The sequence below is a fragment of the Streptomyces sp. NPDC058637 genome, from assembly GCF_042717325.1.
Classification (GTDB): Bacteria; Actinomycetota; Actinomycetes; order Streptomycetales; family Streptomycetaceae; genus Streptomyces.
The window spans coordinates 27,233-48,768 of the sequence record NZ_JBHXRD010000003.1; the positions used below are offsets into that span (position 1 = coordinate 27,233).

General features: G+C 70.9%; 20 protein-coding genes and 1 pseudogene. 14 read left to right on the forward strand and 7 right to left on the reverse strand.

Annotated features, from left to right (window positions below; all coding sequences use genetic code 11):
* Positions 1–7: 7 nt before the first annotated feature.
* The 6 genes from ACFWVP_RS03825 to ACFWVP_RS03850 all read left to right on the forward strand — a co-directional run bounded on the left by ACFWVP_RS03825 (position 8) and on the right by ACFWVP_RS03850 (position 5,729).
* On the forward strand, positions 8–1,624 hold the full coding sequence (locus ACFWVP_RS03825; RefSeq protein WP_384493657.1) for a lipid II flippase MurJ: 1,617 nt from the start codon (positions 8–10) through the stop codon (positions 1,622–1,624).
* Positions 1,614–2,393, forward strand: coding sequence for a polysaccharide deacetylase family protein (locus ACFWVP_RS03830; RefSeq protein ID WP_384493335.1), 780 nt, complete (start codon positions 1,614–1,616; stop codon positions 2,391–2,393). Before ACFWVP_RS03825 ends, ACFWVP_RS03830 begins: the two co-directional genes overlap by 11 nt.
* Positions 2,390–3,526, forward strand: coding sequence for a glycosyltransferase (locus ACFWVP_RS03835; protein ID WP_384493336.1), 1,137 nt, complete (start codon positions 2,390–2,392; stop codon positions 3,524–3,526). Before ACFWVP_RS03830 ends, ACFWVP_RS03835 begins: the two co-directional genes overlap by 4 nt.
* Positions 3,523–4,194, forward strand: a complete 672-nt coding sequence (locus ACFWVP_RS03840; protein ID WP_384493337.1) for a YveK family protein — start codon at positions 3,523–3,525, stop codon at positions 4,192–4,194. The genes ACFWVP_RS03835 and ACFWVP_RS03840 overlap by 4 nt, the downstream gene beginning before the upstream one ends.
* Positions 4,191–5,342 (forward strand): GNAT family N-acetyltransferase, encoded by a 1,152-nt coding sequence (locus tag ACFWVP_RS03845; RefSeq protein WP_384493338.1) that lies wholly within the window; start codon positions 4,191–4,193, stop codon positions 5,340–5,342. The genes ACFWVP_RS03840 and ACFWVP_RS03845 overlap by 4 nt, the downstream gene beginning before the upstream one ends.
* A gap of 111 nt (positions 5,343–5,453) precedes the next feature.
* Positions 5,454–5,729 (forward strand): chaplin, encoded by a 276-nt coding sequence (locus tag ACFWVP_RS03850; RefSeq protein WP_384493339.1) that lies wholly within the window; start codon positions 5,454–5,456, stop codon positions 5,727–5,729.
* Between the two features lie 88 nt (positions 5,730–5,817).
* Here the strand turns inward: ACFWVP_RS03850 and ACFWVP_RS03855 are convergent, their stop codons facing one another.
* Both ACFWVP_RS03855 and ACFWVP_RS03860 read right to left on the reverse strand, forming a co-directional pair.
* A complete protein-coding gene (locus tag ACFWVP_RS03855) occupies positions 5,818–6,678 on the reverse strand; it encodes a tyrosinase family protein (protein ID WP_384493340.1) in 861 nt (286 codons plus the stop codon).
* A 12-nt stretch (positions 6,679–6,690) separates the two neighbouring features.
* The gene (locus ACFWVP_RS03860) at positions 6,691–7,167 is read right to left on the reverse strand and encodes a tyrosinase family oxidase copper chaperone (protein WP_384493341.1); all 477 of its coding nucleotides are present in this window, start codon (positions 7,165–7,167) and stop codon (positions 6,691–6,693) included.
* A gap of 193 nt (positions 7,168–7,360) precedes the next feature.
* Between ACFWVP_RS03860 and ACFWVP_RS03865 the strand changes: the two genes are divergently transcribed.
* Together ACFWVP_RS03865 and ACFWVP_RS03870 are read left to right on the forward strand one after the other, a co-directional pair.
* Positions 7,361–8,650, forward strand: a complete 1,290-nt coding sequence (locus tag ACFWVP_RS03865) for a cytochrome P450 (protein ID WP_384493342.1) — start codon at positions 7,361–7,363, stop codon at positions 8,648–8,650.
* Positions 8,651–8,761: 111 nt separating this feature from the next.
* Entirely contained in the window at positions 8,762–9,949 is a 1,188-nt protein-coding gene (locus ACFWVP_RS03870) for a glycoside hydrolase family 26 protein (RefSeq protein ID WP_384493343.1), read from the forward strand.
* Between the two features lie 153 nt (positions 9,950–10,102).
* Here ACFWVP_RS03870 and ACFWVP_RS03875 read toward each other — a convergent pair whose 3' ends face one another.
* Positions 10,103–11,608, reverse strand: coding sequence for a PQQ-binding-like beta-propeller repeat protein (locus ACFWVP_RS03875; protein ID WP_384493344.1), 1,506 nt, complete (start codon positions 11,606–11,608; stop codon positions 10,103–10,105).
* Between the two features lie 404 nt (positions 11,609–12,012).
* Here ACFWVP_RS03875 and ACFWVP_RS03880 point away from each other — a divergent pair, with 404 nt between their 5' ends.
* The gene (locus tag ACFWVP_RS03880) at positions 12,013–12,228 is read left to right on the forward strand and encodes a DUF6243 family protein (protein WP_384493345.1); all 216 of its coding nucleotides are present in this window, start codon (positions 12,013–12,015) and stop codon (positions 12,226–12,228) included.
* Positions 12,229–13,111: 883 nt separating this feature from the next.
* Here the strand turns inward: ACFWVP_RS03880 and ACFWVP_RS03885 are convergent.
* Positions 13,112–13,563 (reverse strand): annotated as a pseudogene (locus ACFWVP_RS03885) (zinc-binding dehydrogenase); the annotation flags it as partial.
* A 558-nt stretch (positions 13,564–14,121) separates the two neighbouring features.
* Here ACFWVP_RS03885 and ACFWVP_RS03890 point away from each other — a divergent pair.
* The 3 genes from ACFWVP_RS03890 (at position 14,122) to ACFWVP_RS03900 (ending at position 16,127) form a co-directional block, all read left to right on the forward strand.
* Positions 14,122–14,433, forward strand: coding sequence for a hypothetical protein (locus ACFWVP_RS03890; RefSeq protein WP_384493346.1), 312 nt, complete (start codon positions 14,122–14,124; stop codon positions 14,431–14,433).
* 244 nt (positions 14,434–14,677) lie between these two features.
* Complete coding sequence (locus ACFWVP_RS03895) at positions 14,678–15,382, forward strand: GNAT family N-acetyltransferase (RefSeq protein ID WP_384493347.1); 705 nt, start codon at positions 14,678–14,680, stop codon at positions 15,380–15,382.
* Positions 15,383–15,881: 499 nt separating this feature from the next.
* Positions 15,882–16,127: a peptidoglycan-binding protein gene (locus ACFWVP_RS03900; RefSeq protein WP_384493348.1), complete on the forward strand. Its 246-nt coding sequence runs from the start codon at positions 15,882–15,884 to the stop codon at positions 16,125–16,127.
* A 433-nt stretch (positions 16,128–16,560) separates the two neighbouring features.
* Here ACFWVP_RS03900 and ACFWVP_RS03905 read toward each other — a convergent pair whose 3' ends face one another.
* Positions 16,561–17,466 (reverse strand): helix-turn-helix domain-containing protein, encoded by a 906-nt coding sequence (locus ACFWVP_RS03905; RefSeq protein ID WP_384493349.1) that lies wholly within the window; start codon positions 17,464–17,466, stop codon positions 16,561–16,563.
* 134 nt (positions 17,467–17,600) lie between these two features.
* On the opposite strand from ACFWVP_RS03905, the gene ACFWVP_RS03910 reads away from it, so the two are divergent.
* Positions 17,601–18,269, forward strand: coding sequence for a class I SAM-dependent DNA methyltransferase (locus tag ACFWVP_RS03910; protein WP_384493350.1), 669 nt, complete (start codon positions 17,601–17,603; stop codon positions 18,267–18,269).
* 282 nt (positions 18,270–18,551) lie between these two features.
* Here the strand turns inward: ACFWVP_RS03910 and ACFWVP_RS03915 are convergent, their stop codons facing one another.
* The gene (locus tag ACFWVP_RS03915; protein WP_056789649.1) at positions 18,552–19,157 is read right to left on the reverse strand and encodes a hypothetical protein; all 606 of its coding nucleotides are present in this window, start codon (positions 19,155–19,157) and stop codon (positions 18,552–18,554) included.
* A 167-nt stretch (positions 19,158–19,324) separates the two neighbouring features.
* On the opposite strand from ACFWVP_RS03915, the gene ACFWVP_RS03920 reads away from it, so the two are divergent.
* Entirely contained in the window at positions 19,325–20,575 is a 1,251-nt protein-coding gene (locus tag ACFWVP_RS03920; RefSeq protein WP_384493351.1) for a helix-turn-helix domain-containing protein, read from the forward strand.
* Between the two features lie 58 nt (positions 20,576–20,633).
* Here ACFWVP_RS03920 and ACFWVP_RS03925 read toward each other — a convergent pair.
* Positions 20,634–21,423 (reverse strand): IS5 family transposase gene (locus ACFWVP_RS03925; protein ID WP_384493352.1). Its coding sequence is split into 2 segments (ribosomal slippage): positions 20,634–21,075 and positions 21,074–21,423, totalling 792 coding nucleotides; the frame shifts between segments, so codons are not numbered across the junction.
* Positions 21,424–21,536 lie beyond the last annotated feature (113 nt).

Consider the following 21,536-nt stretch of genomic DNA (forward strand, 5'->3'; position numbering starts at 1 on the left):
CGGGACCGTGACGGGAACGGCCGGGCAGGCAGCGGTTCCCGGAACTCCCACGCCTGTCGTTCCGCCGCGGCCCGGCGGGTTCCTCGCCCGGGCCGCGGCGGGCGCCGCCGGTCTCACGGTGATCGCGGCCCTGCTGGGGCTCGCGCGGGACCAGGCCATCGCCCAGCTGTTCGGGGCCAGTCATGACAGCGACGCGTTCCTGATCGCGTGGACCGTGCCGGAGATGGCCGCCACGCTGCTGATCGAGGACGGGATGGCGTTGCTGCTGGTCCCCGCCTTCAGCCATGCACTGACGCGGCGCGCGGCCGGCGATCTTCCGGACGATCCCGTCCGCGCGCTCGTCGCCGGCACCTTTCCCCGGCTGTTCGCCGCCCTGGCCTGCGCGGGCGTGCTGCTCGCCCTCGGTGCCCCGTGGGTCGTGGGTGTCCTGGCGCCGGGACTCGACGATCCCTCGCTCGCCGTGGACTGCACGCGGCTGACGGCCGTCACCGTGCTCACCTTCGGCGTCACGGGGTACTTCAGCGCGGCGCTGCGGGCGCACGGCCGTTTCCTGGCGCCGGCCGGTGTCTACATCGCGTACAACATCGGCATCATCGGGATGACGCTCACGATGCATTCCCTCTGGGGGGTGCGCGCGGCGGCGGCCGGGGTCGCCGTCGGCAGTGTGCTGATGATCCTCACCCAGTTGCCGACGTTCGTGCGACTGGTGCCGCGGCGCAAGCCGCGCGGGCCGCGGTGGCGGGGAGCACGGCCGGGGGTGCCCGCGCTGCTCGGCGCCTCCGCCCTCGCGCCCGTGGTGCTGTTCGTGGTGAGCCGTCAGGCGCAGGTGCTCGTGGAGCGGTTCCTCGCCTCGTCGCTGTCCGACGGGGCGATCTCCCACCTCAACTACGCGCAGAAGGTCGCGCAGCTGCCGATGGTGCTGTCCATGATGATCTGCACGGTGACCTTCCCGGTGGTCGCCAGGGCCATGGCGGCCGGGGACCGGGAGGGTGCCCGGCGACGGGTGGAACGCGACCTCGCGCTGGCCGGCACGGTGGTGCTGCTGGGCACCGCGATGGTGCTGGGGTATGCCCCCCGGATCGTCGAAGTCCTCTTCCAGCACGGCGCGTTCGACGCCGCGGACACCGCGGCGACCGCCGGGGTCATGCGCGTCTACGCGCTCGGCCTGCTCGGCCACACCCTGGTCGGAGCCCTGTGCCGGCCGTACTTCTCGACGGGGACGCCCACCTGGTACCCGCTCCGTGCCATGGGTGTGGGTTTGCTGGTCACCGTCGGTGCGGGGCTGGTGCTGGCCGGACCGTTCGGTGTCGACGGCATCGCGGCGGCCAACGCGATCGGCATCAGCACGGCCGCGGTGCTGATGCTCCTGGGACTGGGCTCGCGTGCGGTGGCCGTCCGGGCCGGTGCCGTGGCGCTCGCGCTCGGCCGGCCCGCGGCGGCCGCGGCGGTCGCCGGGACCACGGGTTACCTCGCCTCCTCCCTGACGGAAGGTCCGGTGCTCAGCGTGGCAGCCGGCTGCTTCCTCGTACCCACGGCGTTCCTTCTCACCGGACTCGCGCTCAGAGCTCCCGAAGCCGTCCATCTGCTGGCCCTCATCCGACAGAGGTTCTCCCATGGCCGCTGACACCTCCACGCCCCGTGCCGTCCCGTACACCCGCCGAAACCGTCCCTGGATCCTCACCTACCACTCGGTGACCGACCCGACGGACGATCCGTACGGCATCACCGTCTCCGCCGACCGTCTGGACGAGCAGCTGACCTGGCTGCGCCGCCGGGGTCTCACCGGGGTGGGTGTCACCGCGCTGCTGCGGGCACACGCCGCCGGACGGCGCGGGCTGGTCGGGCTGACCTTCGACGACGGGTACGCCGACTTCCTCCACGAGGCGCTGCCGGTGCTGCTCCGGCACGGCTGCTCGGCGACGGTGTTCGTCCTGCCCGGCCGGACGGGCGGTTCCAACGACTGGGATCCGCTCGGCCCTCGGAAGCCGCTGCTCACCGAGGAGGGTATCCGCGCGCTCGCCGGGGCGGGGATGGAGATCGGCTCGCACGGTATGCGTCACCTGGATCTGACGGCGCTGGCCGACGACGAGCTGCGTGAGGAGACGCACGGCAGCCGGGAGGCGATCCGTCGTCTCACCGGCACCGGACCGGCGGGCTTCTGCTACCCGTACGGCACCGCCGACCGGCGGGTGGTCGCGTCGGTGCGCGACGCCGGGTACGCGTACGGCTGCGCCCTCGCCCCCGGCCCGCTGCTGGGGCCGCTGGCCCTGCCCCGTACGCATGTCAGTCATGCCGACCGGGGCGCCCGGCTCCGCGCGAAGGCCGTCCGGCACCGGCTGCGCCACCGGAGCGCCGCCGCTCCCGTCGGCCGGGCGGGGGGTGAGGAGCGGTGAAGGTCCTGCACATCATCACCGGCCTCGGCATCGGCGGGGCCGAGCAGCAGCTGCGGCTGCTGCTGCGTCATCTGCCGGTGCGCTGTGACGTCGTGACGCTCACCAATCCGGGGGCGGTCGCCGAGGGACTGCGTGCCGACGGCGTCCGGGTGCGGAACCTCGCGATGAACGGAAACCGGGACCTCAGCGCCGTGCCCAGGCTGACCCGGCTCATCCGCCGGGGGGCCTACGACCTCGTGCACACGCACCTGTACCGGGCCTGTGTGTACGGCCGGATCGCGGCGCGGCTCGCGGGGACCACCTCGGTGGCGACGGAGCATTCGCTGGGGCGTTCGGAGATCGAGGGGCGCCCGCTCACCCGTGGCACCCGGGCACTCTACCTGCGCACCGAGCGGCTCGGAGCGGCGACGGTGGCCGTCTCCGGCACCGTCGCCGGCCGGCTGCGCGACTGGGGCGTACCGGCCGCACGGATCCACACGGTGACCAACGGAATCGATGGGGCGGCCTTCCGCTTCGACCACGCCCAACGGGCCGCGACGCGTGCGCTCCTCGGCATTCCCGGCGACGCCTTCGTGGTCGGGGGCGTGGGCAGGCTCGTACCCGGAAAGCGCTTCGACCTGCTGATCCGCGCCGTCGCGGCTCTCCCCGGTGCCTGGCTCGTGCTGGCCGGGGAGGGGCCGGAGGCCGGTGCGCTGCGCGCCCTCGCCACCCGGTCGGGGATCGCGGACCGTGTCCGCTTCCTCGGGGGCTGCGGGGCGGGGGGCGACGCGCCCGGCATTCCCCCGGTGCTGTGGGCCATGGACACCTTCGTCTCGGCGTCCCGTGAGGAGACCTTCGGCCTGGCCGTCGTCGAGGCACTGGCCGCCGGACTGCCCGTCGTCCACGGTGCGTGTCCCGCCGTCGACGACCTGCCCACCGGCCTCGCTCCGGACACCGTCCGCCTCGGCTCCCTCACCGATCCCGTCGGTGAGTTGACGACCGTGCTGCGCCACCGGATGGCGAGCGGCATCCGCAGGCTGCCGCCCCCACCGGCCGTGGACCGCTACGACATCCGGCTCAGTGGCGCGCGCCTCCTGAACGTCTACGCACACGCCCTCGACACAGCCCCCTCGACCGAGAGAGCCCACTCATGACCGACTCGCCCGAGCCGCAGCCGACCGAACCCGGCCGACGCCTGCGCAGGCTCCGCCCCGCGTTCGTACCGCCCCGTTGGTGGCCCCTGCCCGCCTGCGTCCTGATCGGGACGGCGTGCGGGCTGTCCTACGGGCTGCTCGCCCAGCCCGAGTACGCGTCCACCAGCTACGCCATGGTGACCGCGGGCAAGGGCGTCGACCCGGCGGCGGCACTGGGGTACGCGCAGTCGTACGGCCGGCTGGCCACCAGCGACGCGACCCTGAACTACGCCCGTGGTGCCGCTGGGGAGCCGGTGCGCGAGCTGCGCACCCATGTGCGGTCCGAGACCTCCCCCGACTCGCCGATGATCGCCATCACCGGTACGTCGGACGATCCGCGCCGGGCCGCCGACATCGCCGACGCGGTGACCGAGGCCGTGGTCGTCAGCAGCGGGCACGTCGCCAAGGACACCGGGGTGAAACTGATCAAGTTCTCGCACGCCGTGAGCCCGGTCGAGCCGGTCTCCCCCTCCGTTCCGCTCGGCACGGCCGTGGGTGCGAGCGCGGGCGGTCTGATCGGCGGACTGGTCCTCCTCGTCCGGCCCCGTCCGGGGCGACGGGACGTCACCGCCCAGGTCCCGGGCCCCGCCCAGGCGGCCCCGGCCGATGAACGGGAGCTCGTCCGATGACCTCAGCCCGAACCGGCCGGCTCTCCGTCACCCTCTGCCGGGATCTGCGGGAGTTCTCCGCACTCGCCGGGGAATGGGACGCGCTGCACCGCCGCTGCCCGACCGCGACCCCGTTCCAGAGCCATGCCTGGCTCCATTCCTGGTGGCTGTCCTACGGAGTCCCGGGGCGGCTCCGGGTGGTCCTGGCCCGTCGCGGGGACCGGCTGATCGGCGCGGCGCCCCTGATGCTCGCGCACCGGCCGATGCCCCTGCTGGTGGCCATGGGCGGTGCGATCTCCGACTTCTTCGACATCCTCGTCGACGGTGAGTGCGCCGACGACGCCGTCACCGCCCTGGAGCGTGGACTCGACCGGGCCGCCGTGCACACCGTCATCGATCTGCGGGAGGTACGGCCCGACGCCTCGGTCCAGTCGCTGTTCGGGCTGTGGTCCGGGGCCCGGAGCAGGCTCACCGACTCGACCTGCATGGAACTGCCGGCCGTGCCGATCGCCTCCCTGATCGAGCGGATGCCGGGCTCGCGTGCGCAGCGGGCCCGGGCCAAGCTGCGCAAGACCGATGCCGCGGGCATCGAGTGCCGTGCGGTGCCCGGGCACCGGGTGGCGGGTGCGGTCGACACCCTGCTGCGCCTGCACGAACTCCAGTGGCGTGGCCGCGGGATCAACGCCGAGCACCTGCGCCCCCGCTTCCGCGCGCACCTGGTGCGCTCCACCCGCCGGATGGTGCACGACGGTGAGGCCTCGCTGCGGGAGTTCCTGCTCGACGGAGAGGTGGTGGCCGCCGATCTGGCACTCCGGTCCGCGCTGCTGACGGGCGGCTATCTGTACGGCGCCGACCCCCGGCTCAGGGAGAGGAAGGTGGACGTTGCCTCGATGCTGCTGCGCGAGGTGGCCGGGCAGGCGGCGAGCGGCGGTTGCGGGGTGCTGAGCCTGCTGCGCGGCTCGGAGCGGTACAAGAACCACTGGGAGCCGGAGCCGGTCGTCAATCAGCGTCTGCTGCTGGCCCGTTCACCCCTGGAGCCGATGCTGCGGCTGCGGGAGTCACAGGTGGCGGTGCGGGACAGGGCCGCGGAGACCGTGAAGACGCGTTTCCCCGCCGCGCGCGACTGGCACGGCCGGCTGAGCGGGTTCCCGGTGGCGGGCCGCAACTGACGAAGAATTACGACTTTTCGACCGATCCGTTACCGTCTGTCGATTCCCGCGTTGTCAGGGCAGATCGGCCGCACGTTCTGTGGCCGGTTTCGACCCTCCCAAGGAGAACTTATGTCGCGTATCTCGAAGGTGGCCGCCGTCATGGCCGGTACCGGTGCCCTGATCGCCGGCGGTGCCGGCCTGGCTACCGCCGACGCCGGAGCCGAGGCCGTCGCGGCCCACTCCCCCGGTGTCGGATCGGGCAACGTCGTGCAGGTGCCCATTCACATCCCGGTCAACGTCTGCGGCAACACCGTGAACGTCATCGCCCTGCTGAACCCGGCCTTCGGCAACACCTGCGCGAACGTGTCGGACAACCACCACAAGCAGGGTGGCTACGGCTACTGATCTCCGTAGCTGTCCGGCCCGGGCCTCCCCTCCCCGCTCCCGCGGAGAGGGGAGGCCCGCCCGTTTCCGGGGCGGGCACGCCTCCGTCTCAGACGTAGCGGTAGATCCGGGTGTGGTCCATGAGCTGCGAGGGCGCCACGTCCCACGGGGGCATCGGCTGGTCCCGGGCGAAGACGCGGTCCCGTTGCGGGTCGTCGGCCGGGAGCTTGCGGGCGGGAAGGTAGCGGGAGCGCGGGTGCGCCTTCTGCCAGCGGGCCCAGAGCAGGTCCATGTAGGCGTGGTGCAGCCAGAAGACCGGGTCGTCGGGTGACCCGGCGCCCGCCATCGACCCGCCGATCCAGCGGTGCACCCGGTTGTGGTTGGCGACTCCCCGGGTTCCTCTGATGCCCCAGCCCTCGATCCTGTTCCGGAAGCCGGTGACGCTGAGGCTGTTCCAGGGCGCGGTGTCGTAGACCGGGTCGCTCAGCGCGCGGTCAACCTCCGCCTTGGTGGGCAGGGTGACCGGTGCGGAGGGCCGGCCGAAGTTCCGGCGCAGGAAGTGGTCGTCGGTGACTCCTCCGCCGATGCGCCAGTTGCCCTGCCGGAAGGCGAACGGTCCCGTCATGACCTGACGGTCGCCGGATCTGCCGTTGCCTCCGAGGAAGTCCTCCGCCCAGAGCGAGGAGGACGGTGTGTTGTCCCTGGTCCAGTCCCAGTACGGGACCGAGACCGTGGGGTCGACGGCTCGCAGGGCCTTCTCGAACTCCAGCAGGTACCTGCGGTGCCACGGGAAGAAGGACGGTGTCATGTGGGCGGCCCGCGGCCGGCCCTCGGCGTCGGTGACGTAGTACTGACGGTGCATCGTGACGAATTCGTCGTAGCGTCCGGAGCGTTTGAGCTCCAGGATCGCGGCGACCAGGCGCTTCTTCTCCGTACGTGTGAGGTTGCGCTGATCCTTGCGGTTGTACACCCGTGCTCGTCCTTAGGGTCGGTTGGTGTGCGGGGAGGTTGTGGACAGCTGGGAGGGACCGATCTCGTCGACGGCCGCGCGGGCCGTCTCCAGCAGCGTCGGGAACGACTCGTAGTGGTTGACCGTGCTGAGGTAACTGCCGTCGGCACGCCGCATCACGTGCAGCGGTCTGCCGTCGATGCGGACCTCGGCGTCCGGCACGGCGGCCACGGCACCGGCCTCACCGGCCCGCGGCTGCCCGCCGGCCGGGACCATGACCGTGGCCGCGCCGCGGATCTCCCGGCCCTTGTACCTCTCCGCGAACCGCTCGGGCCGCGTGGCGTCGCGCGCAGCGGGGGGACCGGTCTCCGGGCCGCCGAGGAGGACCGGGGCGAGTGCCCCGCCCGTGCCGGCGATCACCGTCGCGGTGAAGGCGGTGCGCAGCACGGCGCGGCGGCCGGGCCCGCGGCCGCCCGCTGTTTCGCCGCTCGCACCTGTGGTCGGGTCCATGGTGGTGTACCTGCCTCTCGTCCACTCTTCCGAGTTGTCTTCTCTGTCGAAGTGGGCAACGAGATGACGCGCGAACGGTTCTCGTCGGCGTGCGTCACGCGACCGTGGGAATTCTCGGGGCTGTCCGGCCGCGTCGGCCGCGCAGCGGCTCGTGGCGCGCCAGCATGGCCGTTCGAGCTCCCGGAGGTTGTGCATGAACGCGCCGACGCAGGTTTCCACGGACCGTGGACGAGGGGCGGTGGACGCCGATCTGGCCGACCCGTCGTTCTGGCGGCTGCCCAGGGCCGAGCGGCTGGCCGCGTTCGCCCGGTTGCGGGGGCTCGGCGCACCGGTGCGTTTCACCCCGCGTACGGGTTCACGCACCCCGTTCCACGCGCTGGTGCGGTACGAGGACGTGAGGGCGGCGAGCCGGCAGCCGCGGGTGTTCGCCAGTGCGCCCGGTGTCACCACTCCGGAGCCGGCCGGCTGGGCCAAGGCCGTGTTCGGCAATTCCATGGTGAACATGGACGGCGCCGAGCACGCTGGTCTGCGCCGGACCATCTCCCGCGCCTTCACCCCGCGGCTGCTCGCCGGCGCCGAGGAGAACATCGACGGGATCGCCCGGCGTCTGGTGGACGAGGTGGCGACCGGGCGGCCCGGCGACTTCATGCGGTCGGCCCCCTCCCGTATGCCGTTCGAGGTCATCTGCGACCTGATGGGCATTCCCGGCCGCCACCGCGCCGCGATCGCGGCGCAGATCGACCACGCGTCGGAGTACGTCGGGGTCCAGCGCCGGGGCCGGGCCCGGCTTCGGGTACCCGGACGCGGTCTGCGGTCCCTGGCCAGGATGCAGATCGTGATGGCGCGGATCGCCCGGGAGCGCCGCCGCCGCCCGAAGGACGACGTGATCTCGGCGCTGGTCCGCGCGGACGTCGACGGGCAGGCACTGTCCTCCCGTCAGCTCGGCGCGTTCTTCTCGCTGCTGCTCGTGGCCGGGGTGGAGACGACCCGCAACGCGATCGCCCACGGGATGGTCCTGCTGTCGGCCCACCCGGAGCAGCGCGCCCTGCTGGAGTCCGACTTCGACCGGTACGCCGATGGGGCGGTGGACGAGATCGTCCGTCTTTCGACGCCGATCATCCAGTTCCGCCGGACGGTCGCCGCCGAGTACGAGCTCGGCGGCCGTGTCCTCCTTCCCGGCGAGAAGGTGATGCTCCTCTACGCCTCGGCGAACCGGGACGCTTCGGTGTTCGCCGATCCCGACACGTTCGACATCACCCGGTCGCCCAATCCGCACCTGGGGTACGGCGGGGGCGGTCCGCATCACTGTCTGGGCGCGCATCTGGCGCGGCTGGAGATGAGGGCACTCTTCCGGGAACTCCTCATGCGCCCGGACGCGGTGCGGGCGGTGGGTGAACCGGAGCTGGTCGACTCGAATTTCGACAACCGGGTCCGTTCTCTTCCTTTCACCTTCGGAAGGCTTCACCCGAACGGCCGGGGCTGATTCCCCGCGTGTCGCGAATGGTCTATTCACGGGTGTTCGCAGAGCCCGTTGTTGAACTTTTCTCTTTATGGTCGACAGGGTCGGAGGTACGCCACAATCCAAGGAGGAGCCGTGCCCGTACAGCGCCGTCTCATCAACTTCGGAATCGGGACGGCTGTGCTCGGCCTTCTCGTCGGTGGCGCGGTCGTCGCGGACCGGGACGCTCCGGGTTCCACGGCGGACAAGGGCTCCTCACCCGCTCCGGCGGTGCCGGACGGCTCGACGGCGGTCGGGGCCTATCTGGACTACGGGCCCAAGGGCGTGCGGCGGATGGCGCAGCTGTCGCGCTGGCTCGGGGGGACGGAGATGCGGGTCGGGCACAGCTATCTGCCGGGCGATCTGTGGGTGAACATCGAGGGCAGCCCCGGCTTCCTCGCCTCGTGGGGGGCCTGGCGGCGGGCTTCCGCGGACCGGATGTTCGTGCTCAACACCCCGATGCTGGAACGCAACGAGGAGCGCGTCCCGGACGGCGAGGTGCGCCGGCTGCTGCGGGCGGGTGCCGCCGGGGAGTTCGACGAGCACTTCCGCAAACTGGCCGACCGGCTGGTCCTGCTGGGCGTCCCGGACACGGTGATCGTGCTCGGCTGGGAGATGAACGGGACCACGTACACCCACCGCTGCGGTCCCGATCCCGTCGCGTGGAAGGCGTACTGGAAGCGCATCGTGACCACGATGCGGTCGGTGCCCGGTCAGGAGTTCCGCTTCGACTTCGCACCGAGCCGGGGGCTGGACGCCGTTCCCTGGACCGAGTGCTATCCCGGTGACGACGTCGTGGACATCATCGGCATGGACTCGTACGACCAGCCTCCCGCCCGTACGTTCGACGACCAGGTGAACGAACCGTACGGCCTGCAGAAGCAGGTCGACTTCGCCGCGGAGCACGGCAAGCCGATCTCGTTCCCCGAGTGGGGGCTGTTCCGCAACGGGGACAACCCCGAGTACATGCGCCGCATGCTGGAGTGGTTCGAGCAGCACGAGCCGGTGTACCAGACGATCACGGACTACTGCCCGCACGGTGTGTGGCAGTGCGCCGACAATCCCGAGTCCTCCCGGGTGTACCGCGAAATGCTGACCCTGCGGCCGGGCGAGGAGGGGCCCCTCACGCCGGACCCCACGCCGAGCGGGACGCCGAAGCCGGACAAGCCCGCGCCCGTCGAGCCGGAGCCGGACCCGAACAGGCGCGAGTGGTGCTTCAGCGTGCCGCTGAGCGACTGGTTCGGGCAGTGGGTGGCGGACCAGGAATTCTGTCTGCGCGGCTGAGAGGGCACCCGCGCGGGCGGCTTCACGGTGAAGTGCTGAGCGTGCTGGGCTCCGGCCCGGGGACGAGGCCCCCGCCGTGTGTGCGCGGGCGCCGCCTGTGCGGTGGGAGCCTTGTCGTCGTCGCCTGTGCGGTGGGCCGCGTACTGCCCCGTGCTACCGGTCAGCCGTCCGGCCCTGCACGCGAATCGCTGGACACCGCAGGATCTGGCCCGAGGTGGTGCCGACGAGGATCGTGCCGTCGGGTGCCGCGTGCAGACAGAGTGGTTGGTACGGGGGCAGCGGACGTCGGTGGAGTACCGTCCCGTCGGCCGCGTCGAGGGAGACGAGACCGCCGTCGGCGCACAGGGCGTGCAGGACACCGGCATGGGCGTCGAGGTCGACGACCTCGGATTCCAACGGCTTGCGCCAGACTGCCTCGCCGGACGGGAAGCGTCGGCGGACGACCTCCCTGTGCCCGTGCAGCAGAGCGGCGCCGACGGCATCGGATACGTACACCACCCGCCCGAGCGGTGCGTCGACGGAGAAGAGCAGGGTTTCGACCGCTCCGTCAGGGCCGAGCGCGACCACATTCCGGCCGCTTCGCCCGTACAGCAGCTCGGGGCACCGGCGGGCCTGGAGCGGGACGAGGTCGTACCGGTCCGGCACGTGGAGCGAGCTGATCAGGTCGCTGCCCCCCGCGGTGAAGATCCGTGTGTTGGGCGGGGCGGGTGGCTCCGTCCCGAAACTGCGGTCGTACGTGTCCCGGATCGCCCAGGCCCCGTCCGTACGGGCGGACATCGCGGCCGAGAACGGCATGGAGTGCCGGTCGAGAACGGTGCCGTCGGCCATGTCCACGAGCAGGAAGTCGGTCCGAGCGCGGGCGTCGGGACCGGAGACCGCCACGCGGACGCTCCGCTCGTCCGAGGCCACCTCGATCCGGGTGCCGCCGCTCGCCGAGGGCGCGGGCACGCTCCACAGCGCCGATCCGTCCTCGGCCCAGCACTCCACCGCCACGTGCTTGCGGGTGGCGAGCACGCGGCCGTCGCCGAGCCCGGCCACGGCCCGGACCCCGCCCTGGGCGTCGTAGCTGCGCCCGGCCCGCTCGGCGAGCATGCGCAGCAGCGGTTGCGCGGGCGATATTTCGCCGAACGCCCCCGGGTCCTCGAGGTCGAGCGGTGTCCGGTCGAGTGCGGTCAGGTCGAGGGCGTCAGAGGTCAGACCCCGCCAGTTCTCCCGTACGACCGTCGCCCGGGCCGTCAGGTGGTCGACTCCGTCGTCCCACGCGAAGAAGATGAGTTCGAGGGTGCGGTCGTCCAGCCAGCGGACGGGCTCGATGCCCCACGTCGGGTCGGGGAAGTCGACGCGGTGGCCCGTGTCGCATTCGAGCAGGGTGAGCCCTCCCGCGCGGTCGTACTCGTCGCCGTTGTCGAGGCCGACGGCCAGGAGGGGCAGTGTGGGGTGGAAGGCGATCGACTCGGCCTCCTCCGTGAAGGTCAGCAGGTGCGCGCAGGACAGGTCGGCGGCCCGGTACACGGCGACCCGGCTGTACCGGTGCGTCACCGAACTGCCCGCGATCCACTGTCCGTCGCTGCTGACCACTACCTCGCACGGGTACCCGAGCAGTTCGGGAAACGGCTGGTCGTGGAGTGTGGTGGTGTGCGATTCAGGCAGGCCGGCCATGGTGCTCCGCAAGATGGGCGAACGAGTCCCGGGCCAGGGTATCGAGGGCACCGGCTTCGCGGCTGGGACGAAGGTCCGGAACGACGAGGCGAAGGCGTCGCACTCCGTGCTGGGGTCCGTACGGCGCCGGGGTCGCGTGGGGATCCGTCCTCGGCGGGTTCCGAGTGCGCGGCGACCACCGGCAGGACCGCCTCAGGCCTCACCTGAGGCCCGGCCGAAGCCCGGAGACAGGAATCTTGGTGGGCGGGGCCGACGGAACCGGGTAACGTCTTGTGTCATGTTCTTCCAAACGCCGGTTCACGAGTGAGCGCGTGACGGGTCCCTGCTGACGTCTCCCGACGTCGCCGCGACCGTCCCCCACCGATGAATCCGCAGATCACTTCACATCATTTCCGGGAGAACCCATGACCGTGAGCAAGAACATCAACAACCCCGTGGGCATGGGCGGCGGCCAGCGCAAGCGGCTGTCCCGCGCCGAGCGGCAGAACAACGGGCCGCACCGCAACCTCGACCGCCAGAGTGCCGCCGACCAGAAGGCGGAGCTGGTGCGCAAGATGCGCGAGAAGGCAGGCTCGGCCGAGGGCGCCGGGCACACGGACGACGACACCACACAGAGCTGAGGCACCGCCGCCACGGGGCGGCACCGAACGAAGCAGGGCCCGGACCGCGACACGCGGTCCGGGCCCTGCCGCCGTAGCGACCTCGCCCTGGAGCGGCCCAGGACGAGCGCCTTCCACGACACCCTGCTTTCGTACGGCAGTGCGACAGGGCTACGTGTGAGCAGGCGCAGCTGCTCACGCGGGCGCTCTCCCCCGCCGACCAGGGGTGGAGGGCTGAGAGCGGCCAGGGCCGCGGCGGCGATCAGGCTCAGGACGGCGACGGCTGTGCAGGTGGCGGGTCGACCGACAGCGGTGCCGGCGGCAGTCCCGACAACCATGGTCACGGTCGGACCCAAAAACCGCACCCGGCTCAGTCCCGTCAGCGGTGACGAGACGTACAGCTCTTGCCGCCACAGGCGCTGTCCGCGAAAACGCCTGGTCAAGTCCACGATCCCGGAGCCGAGGGACCAGGGGGCGAACACAACGGTCGTCGGCACCTCGCAGGCGGCTGTCTGCTCGATCTGCCAGAGGGCGGCCGAACCCGCTGGCGTTCCACAGCGCGTCGACCGGCTGAACATCTCCTACAGAGGGTCTGACTGTTCGTCGTTGATCCAACCGGATGGGTCGCTGTCCAGCCTCAGGGTGAGCTCGGCGATCCGCCACCGCCTTCGGACCGGCGCAGACCGAACGTGCAGGCCCGGTCGAGATCAGCTGGATGCTCTTGCCGGTGTTCCTCGTCCGCACCGGGTAGGCCCGCACCTCAGCGGTAGCGGCGGCCGTCGTCGTGACCACGACATTACCCAGGTGGTGCCGCACCCTTCCGGTCTGTGCCGTGTGTCCGTCGCGGACGAAGTCGAGCACCGCCGCACGTCCGGTGACCGGGCCGACACCCCTTGTCCGGGCCTGTCAGCACGATCTTGCCCTGGATGTGGCCCCGCGCGGCTCGCGCGTGGGCGCTGCCCGCCTCGGGCAACGGGAAGGTGCTGTCCACCCCGACCTGGAGCTTGCCCTCGCCGAACAGGCGCCCGACCTCGGCGATCTGCGGGCCGTTAAAACGCACCTGAATGTTCGAGACCGTGATGCCCAGACTCGCCGTCTCTTCCGGGTCGTACTGGGCGAAGAACACCGGAGGCATGCTGTCGCCGCGCTTGAGCACGGGCAGGAAGCGTGAGCTGTCCGGGCCACCGACGGTGTCGATCACCACATCCACGCCACTGACCACGTCCGCGGCCTACGGCCCGCGGCCCGCGGCCTGGTGTAGTCGATGAACTCATCGGCGCCGAGCTTGCGCAGGAACTGCTCGTGCCGGCCCGGGGCGACCGCGATGACGTGTGCCCCCTTCCATTTCGCCAGCTCGTATTCCTCGGACGTCCAGGAGACGGTCCACACCAATTCGTGCTCCTCGACGTCCACCACAGCCATACGCAGTGCCTCCGCACCCCCGGCACGCCACCTCTGACAGTCGCGCTCCAGTTGTTCCTCGACGGCCCGAACCGCGGCTTCTCGCTCGATCACGCCTGCAGCATTCCGTACGGACACGGGTCCGGCCAGCCATTTCCGGCAGCCCGTGGGGCGGCTTCCTGACGTCCTTGCCGGGCATCCTTGCCCAGGAAATACAACAGCAGCGGAGTACCTCGCCCGGGATCTGTTCGGAGTGCCACGACACGCCCGCCGTCCCCGGCGCGTACAGCCCGCCAGCTGGTGTGGACAGCTGCGTCACCATCAACGGCGGCGCACCGCAGGAGCGGATCCGAGCGCCGGAGCATGCTGCGGTGTGCGGCATCATGCCCGGATGAGCAATTCGGTGGGGTTCTTCGTAGCGCCTGATGACGTAGTGGCCGCACGCGTGCTTCGAGACGGACCCGGCCACGCCTCGGAGGTGGTGTCCTGCGCAAACTTGACCCGGAGGAGGCCGTGCTCGAGTGGGAGTGCCTCTTCAGCGGCAGCAGTTTCGAGGAGCTCGTCGAAGCCGACGAGCCGCGAGTTGTCGCTGACCAGGACCACGACGGGTGCATGGTCTTCGCCCTCTCGGACCGCTTGCTCTCAGCATTGCGTGCTGCCGGGGAACCCGAGATCAGCGAGGTGGCGGGGCTGTGGTCTCAACTGCGGGAGCGGGATGGGGAGGCCATCGGCGTGGACCTGGCCGGCGAGATCCCGGGCGATCTGACGCGTCTTGCCCGTGTCGCCGAAGGACAGGCGGGCGGTGTCTATTGCTGGGTTGCGTGAGTCACGGCCGCAGTCGCCTCCAATTCCTGGTGGCCGGACCCCAGCCGTCCAGCCCGGGTTCCGACGGCTTATATGTTGATCAAGAGCAGCGTTGTCGCGTTCGATAGCAGGGAGTCGGTTCTTGAGCCGGCAGCTGGGGTCGTTGACGGAGCTGCGTCAGAATGCCGCACTCGGGGTGCTGATGAGGCCGGCCCGGTCTGCCTGGCCCGTCTCCATCCCGCCCACCAGGAACGGAAACAGCACGATGACGAATGACGACGACCCGGTACTCGACGACCCGGTAGGGCAGTCGCTTGGGGGCCAGCACGCGCATCTCGCCCGACGGCTCGGCCGGGCCGCCACCTATCACGCGGATGTGGCGACCTTCTCCTCTGTGTCCACCGACCGGAACGCAGAGGGCTGGACCGATCTTGCCGGGTTGCTCGGTCCAGGCGCCTTCGCCGACATGTTCAACTGTCCCGTCGTCCCACCACCGGGTTGGGAGCCGGTCTTCAGTCTTGAGGGCCGTCAGATGATCTGGTCCGGCGGTGCCCGCCCCGACCCGCCTGGTGCCGAATCCGACGCCGATGTGATCGAACTGGGCGCGGACAGCGTGACCGAGATGCTCGACCTGATTGCACGGACGGAGCCGGGGCCCTTCTGGCCGCGAACCCACGAACTCGGCGCCTATCTGGGTGTCCATGACGACGGCTCCCTGGTGGCGATGGCGGGTGAGCGCCTGCGGCCCCCGGGGTGGACCGAGATCAGCGCGGTCTGCACCGTTCCCGACGCACGTGGGCGAGGACACGCCTCACGCCTGGTCAGCGCGCTCGTCACCCGCATCGTGGCTCGCGGCGAGCGTCCCTTCCTGCATGTGGCCGAGACGAACACCGGCGCGATCGCGCTGTACGAACGGCTCGGGTTCAAAACCCGCCGGCAGATGACCTTCCGAGGGTTTCGCACCCCGTGACGGGCCTGCCTCGGCTGTCGGCCATGAACACTGGCAGCGGGCATCCGCGCGGAGGACCGGGCCGCATACGCCGCGACGTCAGTTGACGGACAAGCGATGCCGCCGAGCCCTCCGTCCTCGATGACAGGCGCACCCTCGCGATCGCCGCGTGGATCGGCGCCACTGCGGTCGACTGGCTCAACACCGCCGACCCTACGGTTCGCATTGTCGGCTCGGCCGGATGCGGAGGGTCACTGTGCACCAGCCTCAGGACGACTCACCATCCACGAGAGGCATTTCCATGAGTATCCACTCGATCCGACGGATCAAGGGCGCCATGGCAGTCGGCGCCCTCACCGCCAGCCTCCTCGGAAGTGCCGTAACTTTCGCCTCCCCAGCAGCTGCTGCCTATGCCCGGCAGTGCAATATCAATCAGGTGACATCGGTCGGTGTCACCCCCGGCTACTCCATCACTCGGCCGGCGTAGCTGAGTGGAGGCAGCAGAACGGCCAACTGCTGGATGGATTACGGCAGCAGCGGATCCGGCGTGGAGTGGCTCCAGTTCACGCTCAACTCCTGCTACGGGTTCAGCCTCGCGACTGACGGCGAGTTCGGGTCGAACACGCGCAGTGCCCTTGCGTCCGCCCAGCAGCAGGAGAAGATCACCGCTGACGGCATATACGGCACCCAGAGTCGTCAGTACCTGAAGTTCCCGCGATACCGGGAGATCACAGGTGACCGCAGCGGCTGCGAGTCGGTCAACTGACGCGTAGGGGCTTAGGAAACCGGCCTCGTTACGGTCTCCGAGCGTGCGGCGAGCAACAATTCGGGGTCGGCATCCGGATCGGGTGATCTTCGCGCCGTGCAGGCACAGAGATCATCGAAGGTGTCACGGCGGTCGCCGCCGGACCCGCCGTCGACGGCCCGCCTTCCGCGCGACGACACGACCTGACGGGCAGTACCCACGCCCCGGCCCGTACCCAGGCCGGGGCGTGCACCTCGTTCAGGGGCACCTGACGGCCCATGCGTGAGACCGCCGGCCTCACGAGCCGCCTTACGGCTGTCGTCGCCGCGGCACTCCAGACAGAGCCCTACCGGTGCCGCGCACTGCCGTCCCGGCGCTTCGAGCCGCCCCTCCTCGTCCGCGGCGGACAGCGCCCGGTACACCGTGGTGAGGCAGATACGAACTCCCTGTCGCGTCATCGCCGGCATTCGGGAACGCCGCCGTCAGCCGTTCGGCGGCCCTCTTGCCGCGGTGGGAAGAGCCGTTGTCGACGACCCAGAAGACACGTTTGGCGCTGGCGTAGGGTTCCCGTGTCATGACCTGGACGACCAGGGTCATGAACGGGTCGATGCCGGTGCGCGGTTCGCAGCGGCCGAGCACTCGGGCCGGTGGACGTCGTAGGCGGCCAGGTAGGCCAGGGCGCCGCCGCGCCCGTAGGTGTTTTTGACGCGCGTCGCCCTGGCCTGGTCCGGGGCCAAAGTCGGAGGGCAACGGCAGCGGCCTGGATCGAGGTCTTCTCATCGCTGGAGACGACGTACTCGTCCGTGCCGAGGGGTTCTCCTTCGAAGGTGCGGGCGTACAGGTCCAGAACTCGCTGGGCCTTGGCGCGGAAGTCCGGGTCGCGGATGAAGATCCAGGACCGGTACTGCCGGACTTGAGCGCGTCCTGGCGCAACCAGCGGCGTACCGTGGACGCGGAGATGCTGTCGGTGACCTGGCGCGCGGTCAGCTCGGTGGCCAGCTCCGGGCACGACCAGCGACAACGGGACCCCCGGTCTCGGCCGGGAGCTGGCACCAGGGCCTTGGCCTCGGCGACCTGCACTGGGGTGAAACGCTGAAACGCGCAGGGCGCCCCGAGGCCTGCGGTCGGCCAGGGCAGGCAGCCGGCCGTCGGCGAATCGGTTGCGCCAGGTGCGCACGGTGTCCAGGTGCAGGACCGACTCGCGAACAATGTGCGCATTGGGGCGCCCGCGGGCCGCGTGCCGCACGATCGCGGCCCGCTGCCGGGCCTGGTACGCGGTCTTGTGACCGTAGGCCGCCTTCTTCGACCGCTCACGTTCGGCGTTGGTCAGGACGATCGGACGGGCGAAGGCAACAGGCATGGCAGGCAGACCGATCGGGAGAAGTGGATCACCGGGACCGCAGTCTGCCGTGCCCGTGCCAGGACGCGTCGGGCAGGATGACCGTCATACCCACGCCCCCGGATCACACAACGCCACCGTCCTATTGTTGGCTGATGCGCGCACACCATATTGACCGCCCAGCCGATCTCGACGTCGTCCGTGAGTCCTATGACCAGGTGGCCGACAACTACGCCCACATGGTGGTGACGGCGGGCATGGGTGATATCCGTCGCCATCCCTGGCTCAAGGCGTCGATCGACGCCTTCGCCGACACCGTGGGCGATCTTGGGCCCGTCCTCGACGTCGGTTGCGGCCCCGGCACGGTAACTGGCTACCTCGCCGAACGCGGACTCGACGTATCCGGGGTAGACCTCTCTCCCCGCATGATCGAGAACGCGCGCCGTCTTCATCCGCAATGCCGCTTCAGCGTCGCCTCCGCCACCGAGCTCGACCTCGGTGAAGCCTCGCTCGGCGGCGTGCTCGGGTGGTGGTCACTGTTCAACCTCCCCCGCGATGTCCTTCCGCAGGTCCTCGCCCATTTCGCGCACGCCCTGAAGCCGGGCGGGCACTTCATCACCGCCACACACGTCGGTGACGAGGATGCGGTGCGCACCGAAGCCTACGGAGGAGTGCCCGTTCGCTGGACCACGCACAAGTGGCGGCCGGAGCAGCTCGTGGACCTGATCGTGCAGGCCGGACTGCACCCGGTCGCCGAACTCCGGCTCCCTGCGGATGAGCAGACCGGGCCGGGCGTGGTCGTCATGGCCAAGCGCCCGGTCTGAGGACCCCAGGACCCGGAGGCGCCACGCTCTGGACTGCGCCTGCGCCTCTACGTCGCAGCCTCCGACACATCTGACCAGCCCCACACGACGCCGCTTTCGGAGGCGACCACTTAGAGACCATCTCATTTGGCGAGTCTGCGGTAGCAGATGAGGGTGCGGGCGATGCTGGTGAAGGCCAGGAAGTGGTCGCCGCCGGCGGAGCAGGTGGGCACGACAGCGGCGCGCCCGGGTTCCGGCCGCGCCGCTGTCGAGCTGTGGTCAGCCCTCGGGGGAGCCCCCGGGTCAGTGGAGCTTGTTGACGGCGGTCTTCGTCGTGGTGCGGAAGGCGGTCAGCGGGGCGTCCTCGAGGTCGCCCATCTGGCCCCAGCGGACGAGGGTGACGGTGCGGCCGTCGCGGCCGACGGAGAACAGGTGGATGTCGGAGATGCCGATCTGCGGGTCGGCGGTGTCCAGGCTGTAGACCCAGGCGCCCTCCTCGACGGCGAGCTTGCCGTGGGAGGCGCTGACGGCCTGCAGGCCCGGGTTCTGCTGCTCCAGCAGGGGGCCGCAGCCGGCGAGGGCCCCGCGGAGGGTGTCGACCAGCTTCACGGCGTCGGCCTCGGTACGGGCGACGGTGGTGACCTGGACGCCGTTGGTGTCGAGCTCGGTGCTGAACTCGCGGTAGCGGGTGTTCTGCGCCGGGATCTTGTACGGGGCGCAGAGGACGCCGCCGTTCTCCGGGACGCCGGTGAAGACCTGGGTGGCGGTCCACGGCGTCGACGACGGCGGCATCTGGGAGGCAGCGAGGAAGGCGGGCTGGGCAGCGGCCTGCGCCGGGGCTGTGGCGAGGGCCGCGAGGCCCAGTGCGGCAGCGGCTGCGGTGGCGAGTGCGGTGCGGAGCTTGTTCATGGTGGTGGATCCCCCGTCGGGTCGTTCGTTCGGTCAGTGCTCAACCAGCGTGGGGCCGGCGCCCGCCGGATGCAACGATCACGCGCCCACCAGCCGTCCCGGAACCATTCCACCCCCGCTGACGTGCAAGGACGTGAAGGATGGGACGCAGGGTCGAGGGGGATGGAATGCCGAAGGACGCCGCCGTCGAGGAGTTCGCGGGGCTCGTGCGCGCGCTGAAGGCGCGGGACGGGAGGAGTTACGAGGCGCTGGGCCGGCGGCTGAGCGTCAGCGCGTCCACCCTCCACCGCTACTGCTCGGGCGCGACCGTCCCGGAGGAGTTCGCCGTGGTCGACCGCCTCGCCCTGCTGTGCGGGGCGGACCAGGAGGAACGGCGGGCCCTGGAGGCGGCCTGGACGGAGGCGGACCGCGCCCGCCGCCGAGCGGCCTCGCCCGCGCCCACGCCTGTGCCGGCCGTGTCGGCCGCGCCGGAATCGAACCCGGAACCGTCCGCGCCGGAACCGGGCCCCGGCCCCGCGCCGGACCCGTCCGCCCCGGACCCGACCGCCCCGGACCCGACCGCCCCGGACCCGTCCGCCGCGGATCCGTCCGCGCCGGAGGCGCCCCGCGCCCGCCCCCGTCGTGGCGCCCCCGCTCCCCTCCTCGTCGCCGCCGTCGCCCTCGTCGTGCTCGCCCTCGCCGCCACCCTGCTCGGCCACCCCACCCGTACGACTTCCGCCCCCGCTCCCGCTTCCACCGCTCCGGGGCGGACTGCGGCCCCCCTCCCCTTCACCTGGAGCATCGGTTCCCAGCTCTGGGAGGGCGGCTGCGGGCACACCTACCTCGTGGACCGGGCCCCCCGCGCGGTCGCCCTGCCGCCGGTCGCGGCCGACTCCGGGGCGTGGGCCGGGACGCACGGTGCCGTGCACGGCGGGGAGGCGCTGGTGCGGATCACGGTCCAGGGCCGGTCGCCGTCCGACGCCGTCGTCCTCCATGCCCTGCACGTGCGCGTGGTCGACCGCGCCGCGCCGCTGCCGTGGAACGCGTACCGGATGGACAACGGCTGTGGCGGCGCCGTCACCCCGCGCCACTTCGCCGTGGACCTCGACCGGCCCCGCCCGCTCGCGAGGCCCGTCGACGGCCTTGACGCCTCCGGCGCCGAGGTCCGGAAGATCCCGGCCGTCTCCTTCCCGTACAAGGTCACCTCCTCCGACCCCGAGGAGCTGCTGGTCTCCGCGCGGACGGCGGGCTGCGACTGCCGCTGGTACCTGGAGCTGGAGTGGAGCGCCGGGGGCCGTACGGGGACGGTGCGGATCACGGACGGCGGGAAGCCGTTCCGCACGAGCGGGACCAGGGGGAGGCCGGCGTACGTGCACGACTCCGCCGAAGGGCGCTGGATCAGACTCGGACTCTGGACAGACCGGGTGACCGATGAGTAACTTCGACTGACATAGGCTGAGCAAGCGCTTGGAGACCATCTCATTTGGCGAGTCTGCGTTAGCAGATGAGGGTGCAGGCGATGCTGGTGAAGGCCAGGAAGTGGTCGGCTTTGCGCTCGTAGCGGCGGTGGAGGCGGCGGCATCCAGCGAGCCATGCCATCGTGCGTTCCACGGTCCAGCGGTGGCGGCCCAGGCGTTGTGAGGACTCAACTCCCTTGCGGGAGATGCGGTGGGTAATGCCTCGCCCGCGTAACCATCGTCGCAGGTGGTTGTAGTCGTAGCCCTTGTCGGCGTGGAGCTTGCCAGGCTTGCGCCGCCGTCGGCCACAGCGCGAGCGGATCGGCGGGATGCCCTTCACAAGAGGGATCAGGGCCTGGTTGTCATGCGGGTTGGCCCCGGAGATTCCGACGGAGATGGGCAGACCGGAGCGTTCCGTGATCAGGTGGATCTTCGAGCCGTACTTGCCCCGGTCGACAGGATTCGGACCTGCCAGGTCCCCTTTTCGGGGCTCGCATGTTCACCGAGTCGATCGCGCACCGCGACCAGTCCAGCTCGCCACGAGCCCCGAGTTCGTCGAGGACCAGGCGGTGGAGCTTGGCCCACACCCTGGCCTTCGACCACTCCGAGAACCGCCGGTGGGCCGTCGCCCCGGACGGGCCGAACGACGCGGAAGGCAACTGCTGCCAGGTGCAGCCCGACGTGGCCACGAACACGATCGCGGCCAGCACCTCCCGGTCACCGTGCCGCCGCCGGCCACCACCTTGCGGCCGCGACGGCGCCTCCGGCACCACCCGCTGGAACAACTCCCACAGCTCGTCCGGCACCAGCCGCTCAACGATCCCCACCATGACCCACGGAATACCGGTGTAACCAAATGAGATGGCCCCTTAGGTGCGGGTAGTGCAACTGCTGGTCATGTCAGCCCTCAGGAGTCGGCGCACGCAGCGGCCGACCTCACGGG

Bases quoted from the DNA above. Each gene is read 5' to 3' on its own strand.
- ACFWVP_RS03830 (WP_384493335.1), top strand. From the start codon at position 1,614: ATGGCCGCTGACACCTCCACGCCCCGTGCCGTCCCGTACACCCGCCGA.
- ACFWVP_RS03840 (WP_384493337.1), top strand. From the start codon at position 3,523: ATGACCGACTCGCCCGAGCCGCAGCCGACCGAACCCGGCCGACGCCTG.
- ACFWVP_RS03845 (WP_384493338.1), top strand. From the start codon at position 4,191: ATGACCTCAGCCCGAACCGGCCGGCTCTCCGTCACCCTCTGCCGGGAT.
- ACFWVP_RS03850 (WP_384493339.1), top strand. From the start codon at position 5,454: ATGTCGCGTATCTCGAAGGTGGCCGCCGTCATGGCCGGTACCGGTGCC.
- ACFWVP_RS03860 (WP_384493341.1), bottom strand. From the start codon at position 7,167: ATGGACCCGACCACAGGTGCGAGCGGCGAAACAGCGGGCGGCCGCGGG.
- ACFWVP_RS03865 (WP_384493342.1), top strand. From the start codon at position 7,361: ATGAACGCGCCGACGCAGGTTTCCACGGACCGTGGACGAGGGGCGGTG.
- ACFWVP_RS03875 (WP_384493344.1), bottom strand. From the start codon at position 11,608: ATGGCCGGCCTGCCTGAATCGCACACCACCACACTCCACGACCAGCCG.
- ACFWVP_RS03880 (WP_384493345.1), top strand. From the start codon at position 12,013: ATGACCGTGAGCAAGAACATCAACAACCCCGTGGGCATGGGCGGCGGC.
- ACFWVP_RS03895 (WP_384493347.1), top strand. From the start codon at position 14,678: ATGACGAATGACGACGACCCGGTACTCGACGACCCGGTAGGGCAGTCG.
- ACFWVP_RS03900 (WP_384493348.1), top strand. From the start codon at position 15,882: ATGGATTACGGCAGCAGCGGATCCGGCGTGGAGTGGCTCCAGTTCACG.
- ACFWVP_RS03905 (WP_384493349.1), bottom strand. From the start codon at position 17,466: ATGCCTGTTGCCTTCGCCCGTCCGATCGTCCTGACCAACGCCGAACGT.
- ACFWVP_RS03910 (WP_384493350.1), top strand. From the start codon at position 17,601: ATGCGCGCACACCATATTGACCGCCCAGCCGATCTCGACGTCGTCCGT.
- ACFWVP_RS03915 (WP_056789649.1), bottom strand. From the start codon at position 19,157: ATGAACAAGCTCCGCACCGCACTCGCCACCGCAGCCGCTGCCGCACTG.
- ACFWVP_RS03920 (WP_384493351.1), top strand. From the start codon at position 19,325: ATGCCGAAGGACGCCGCCGTCGAGGAGTTCGCGGGGCTCGTGCGCGCG.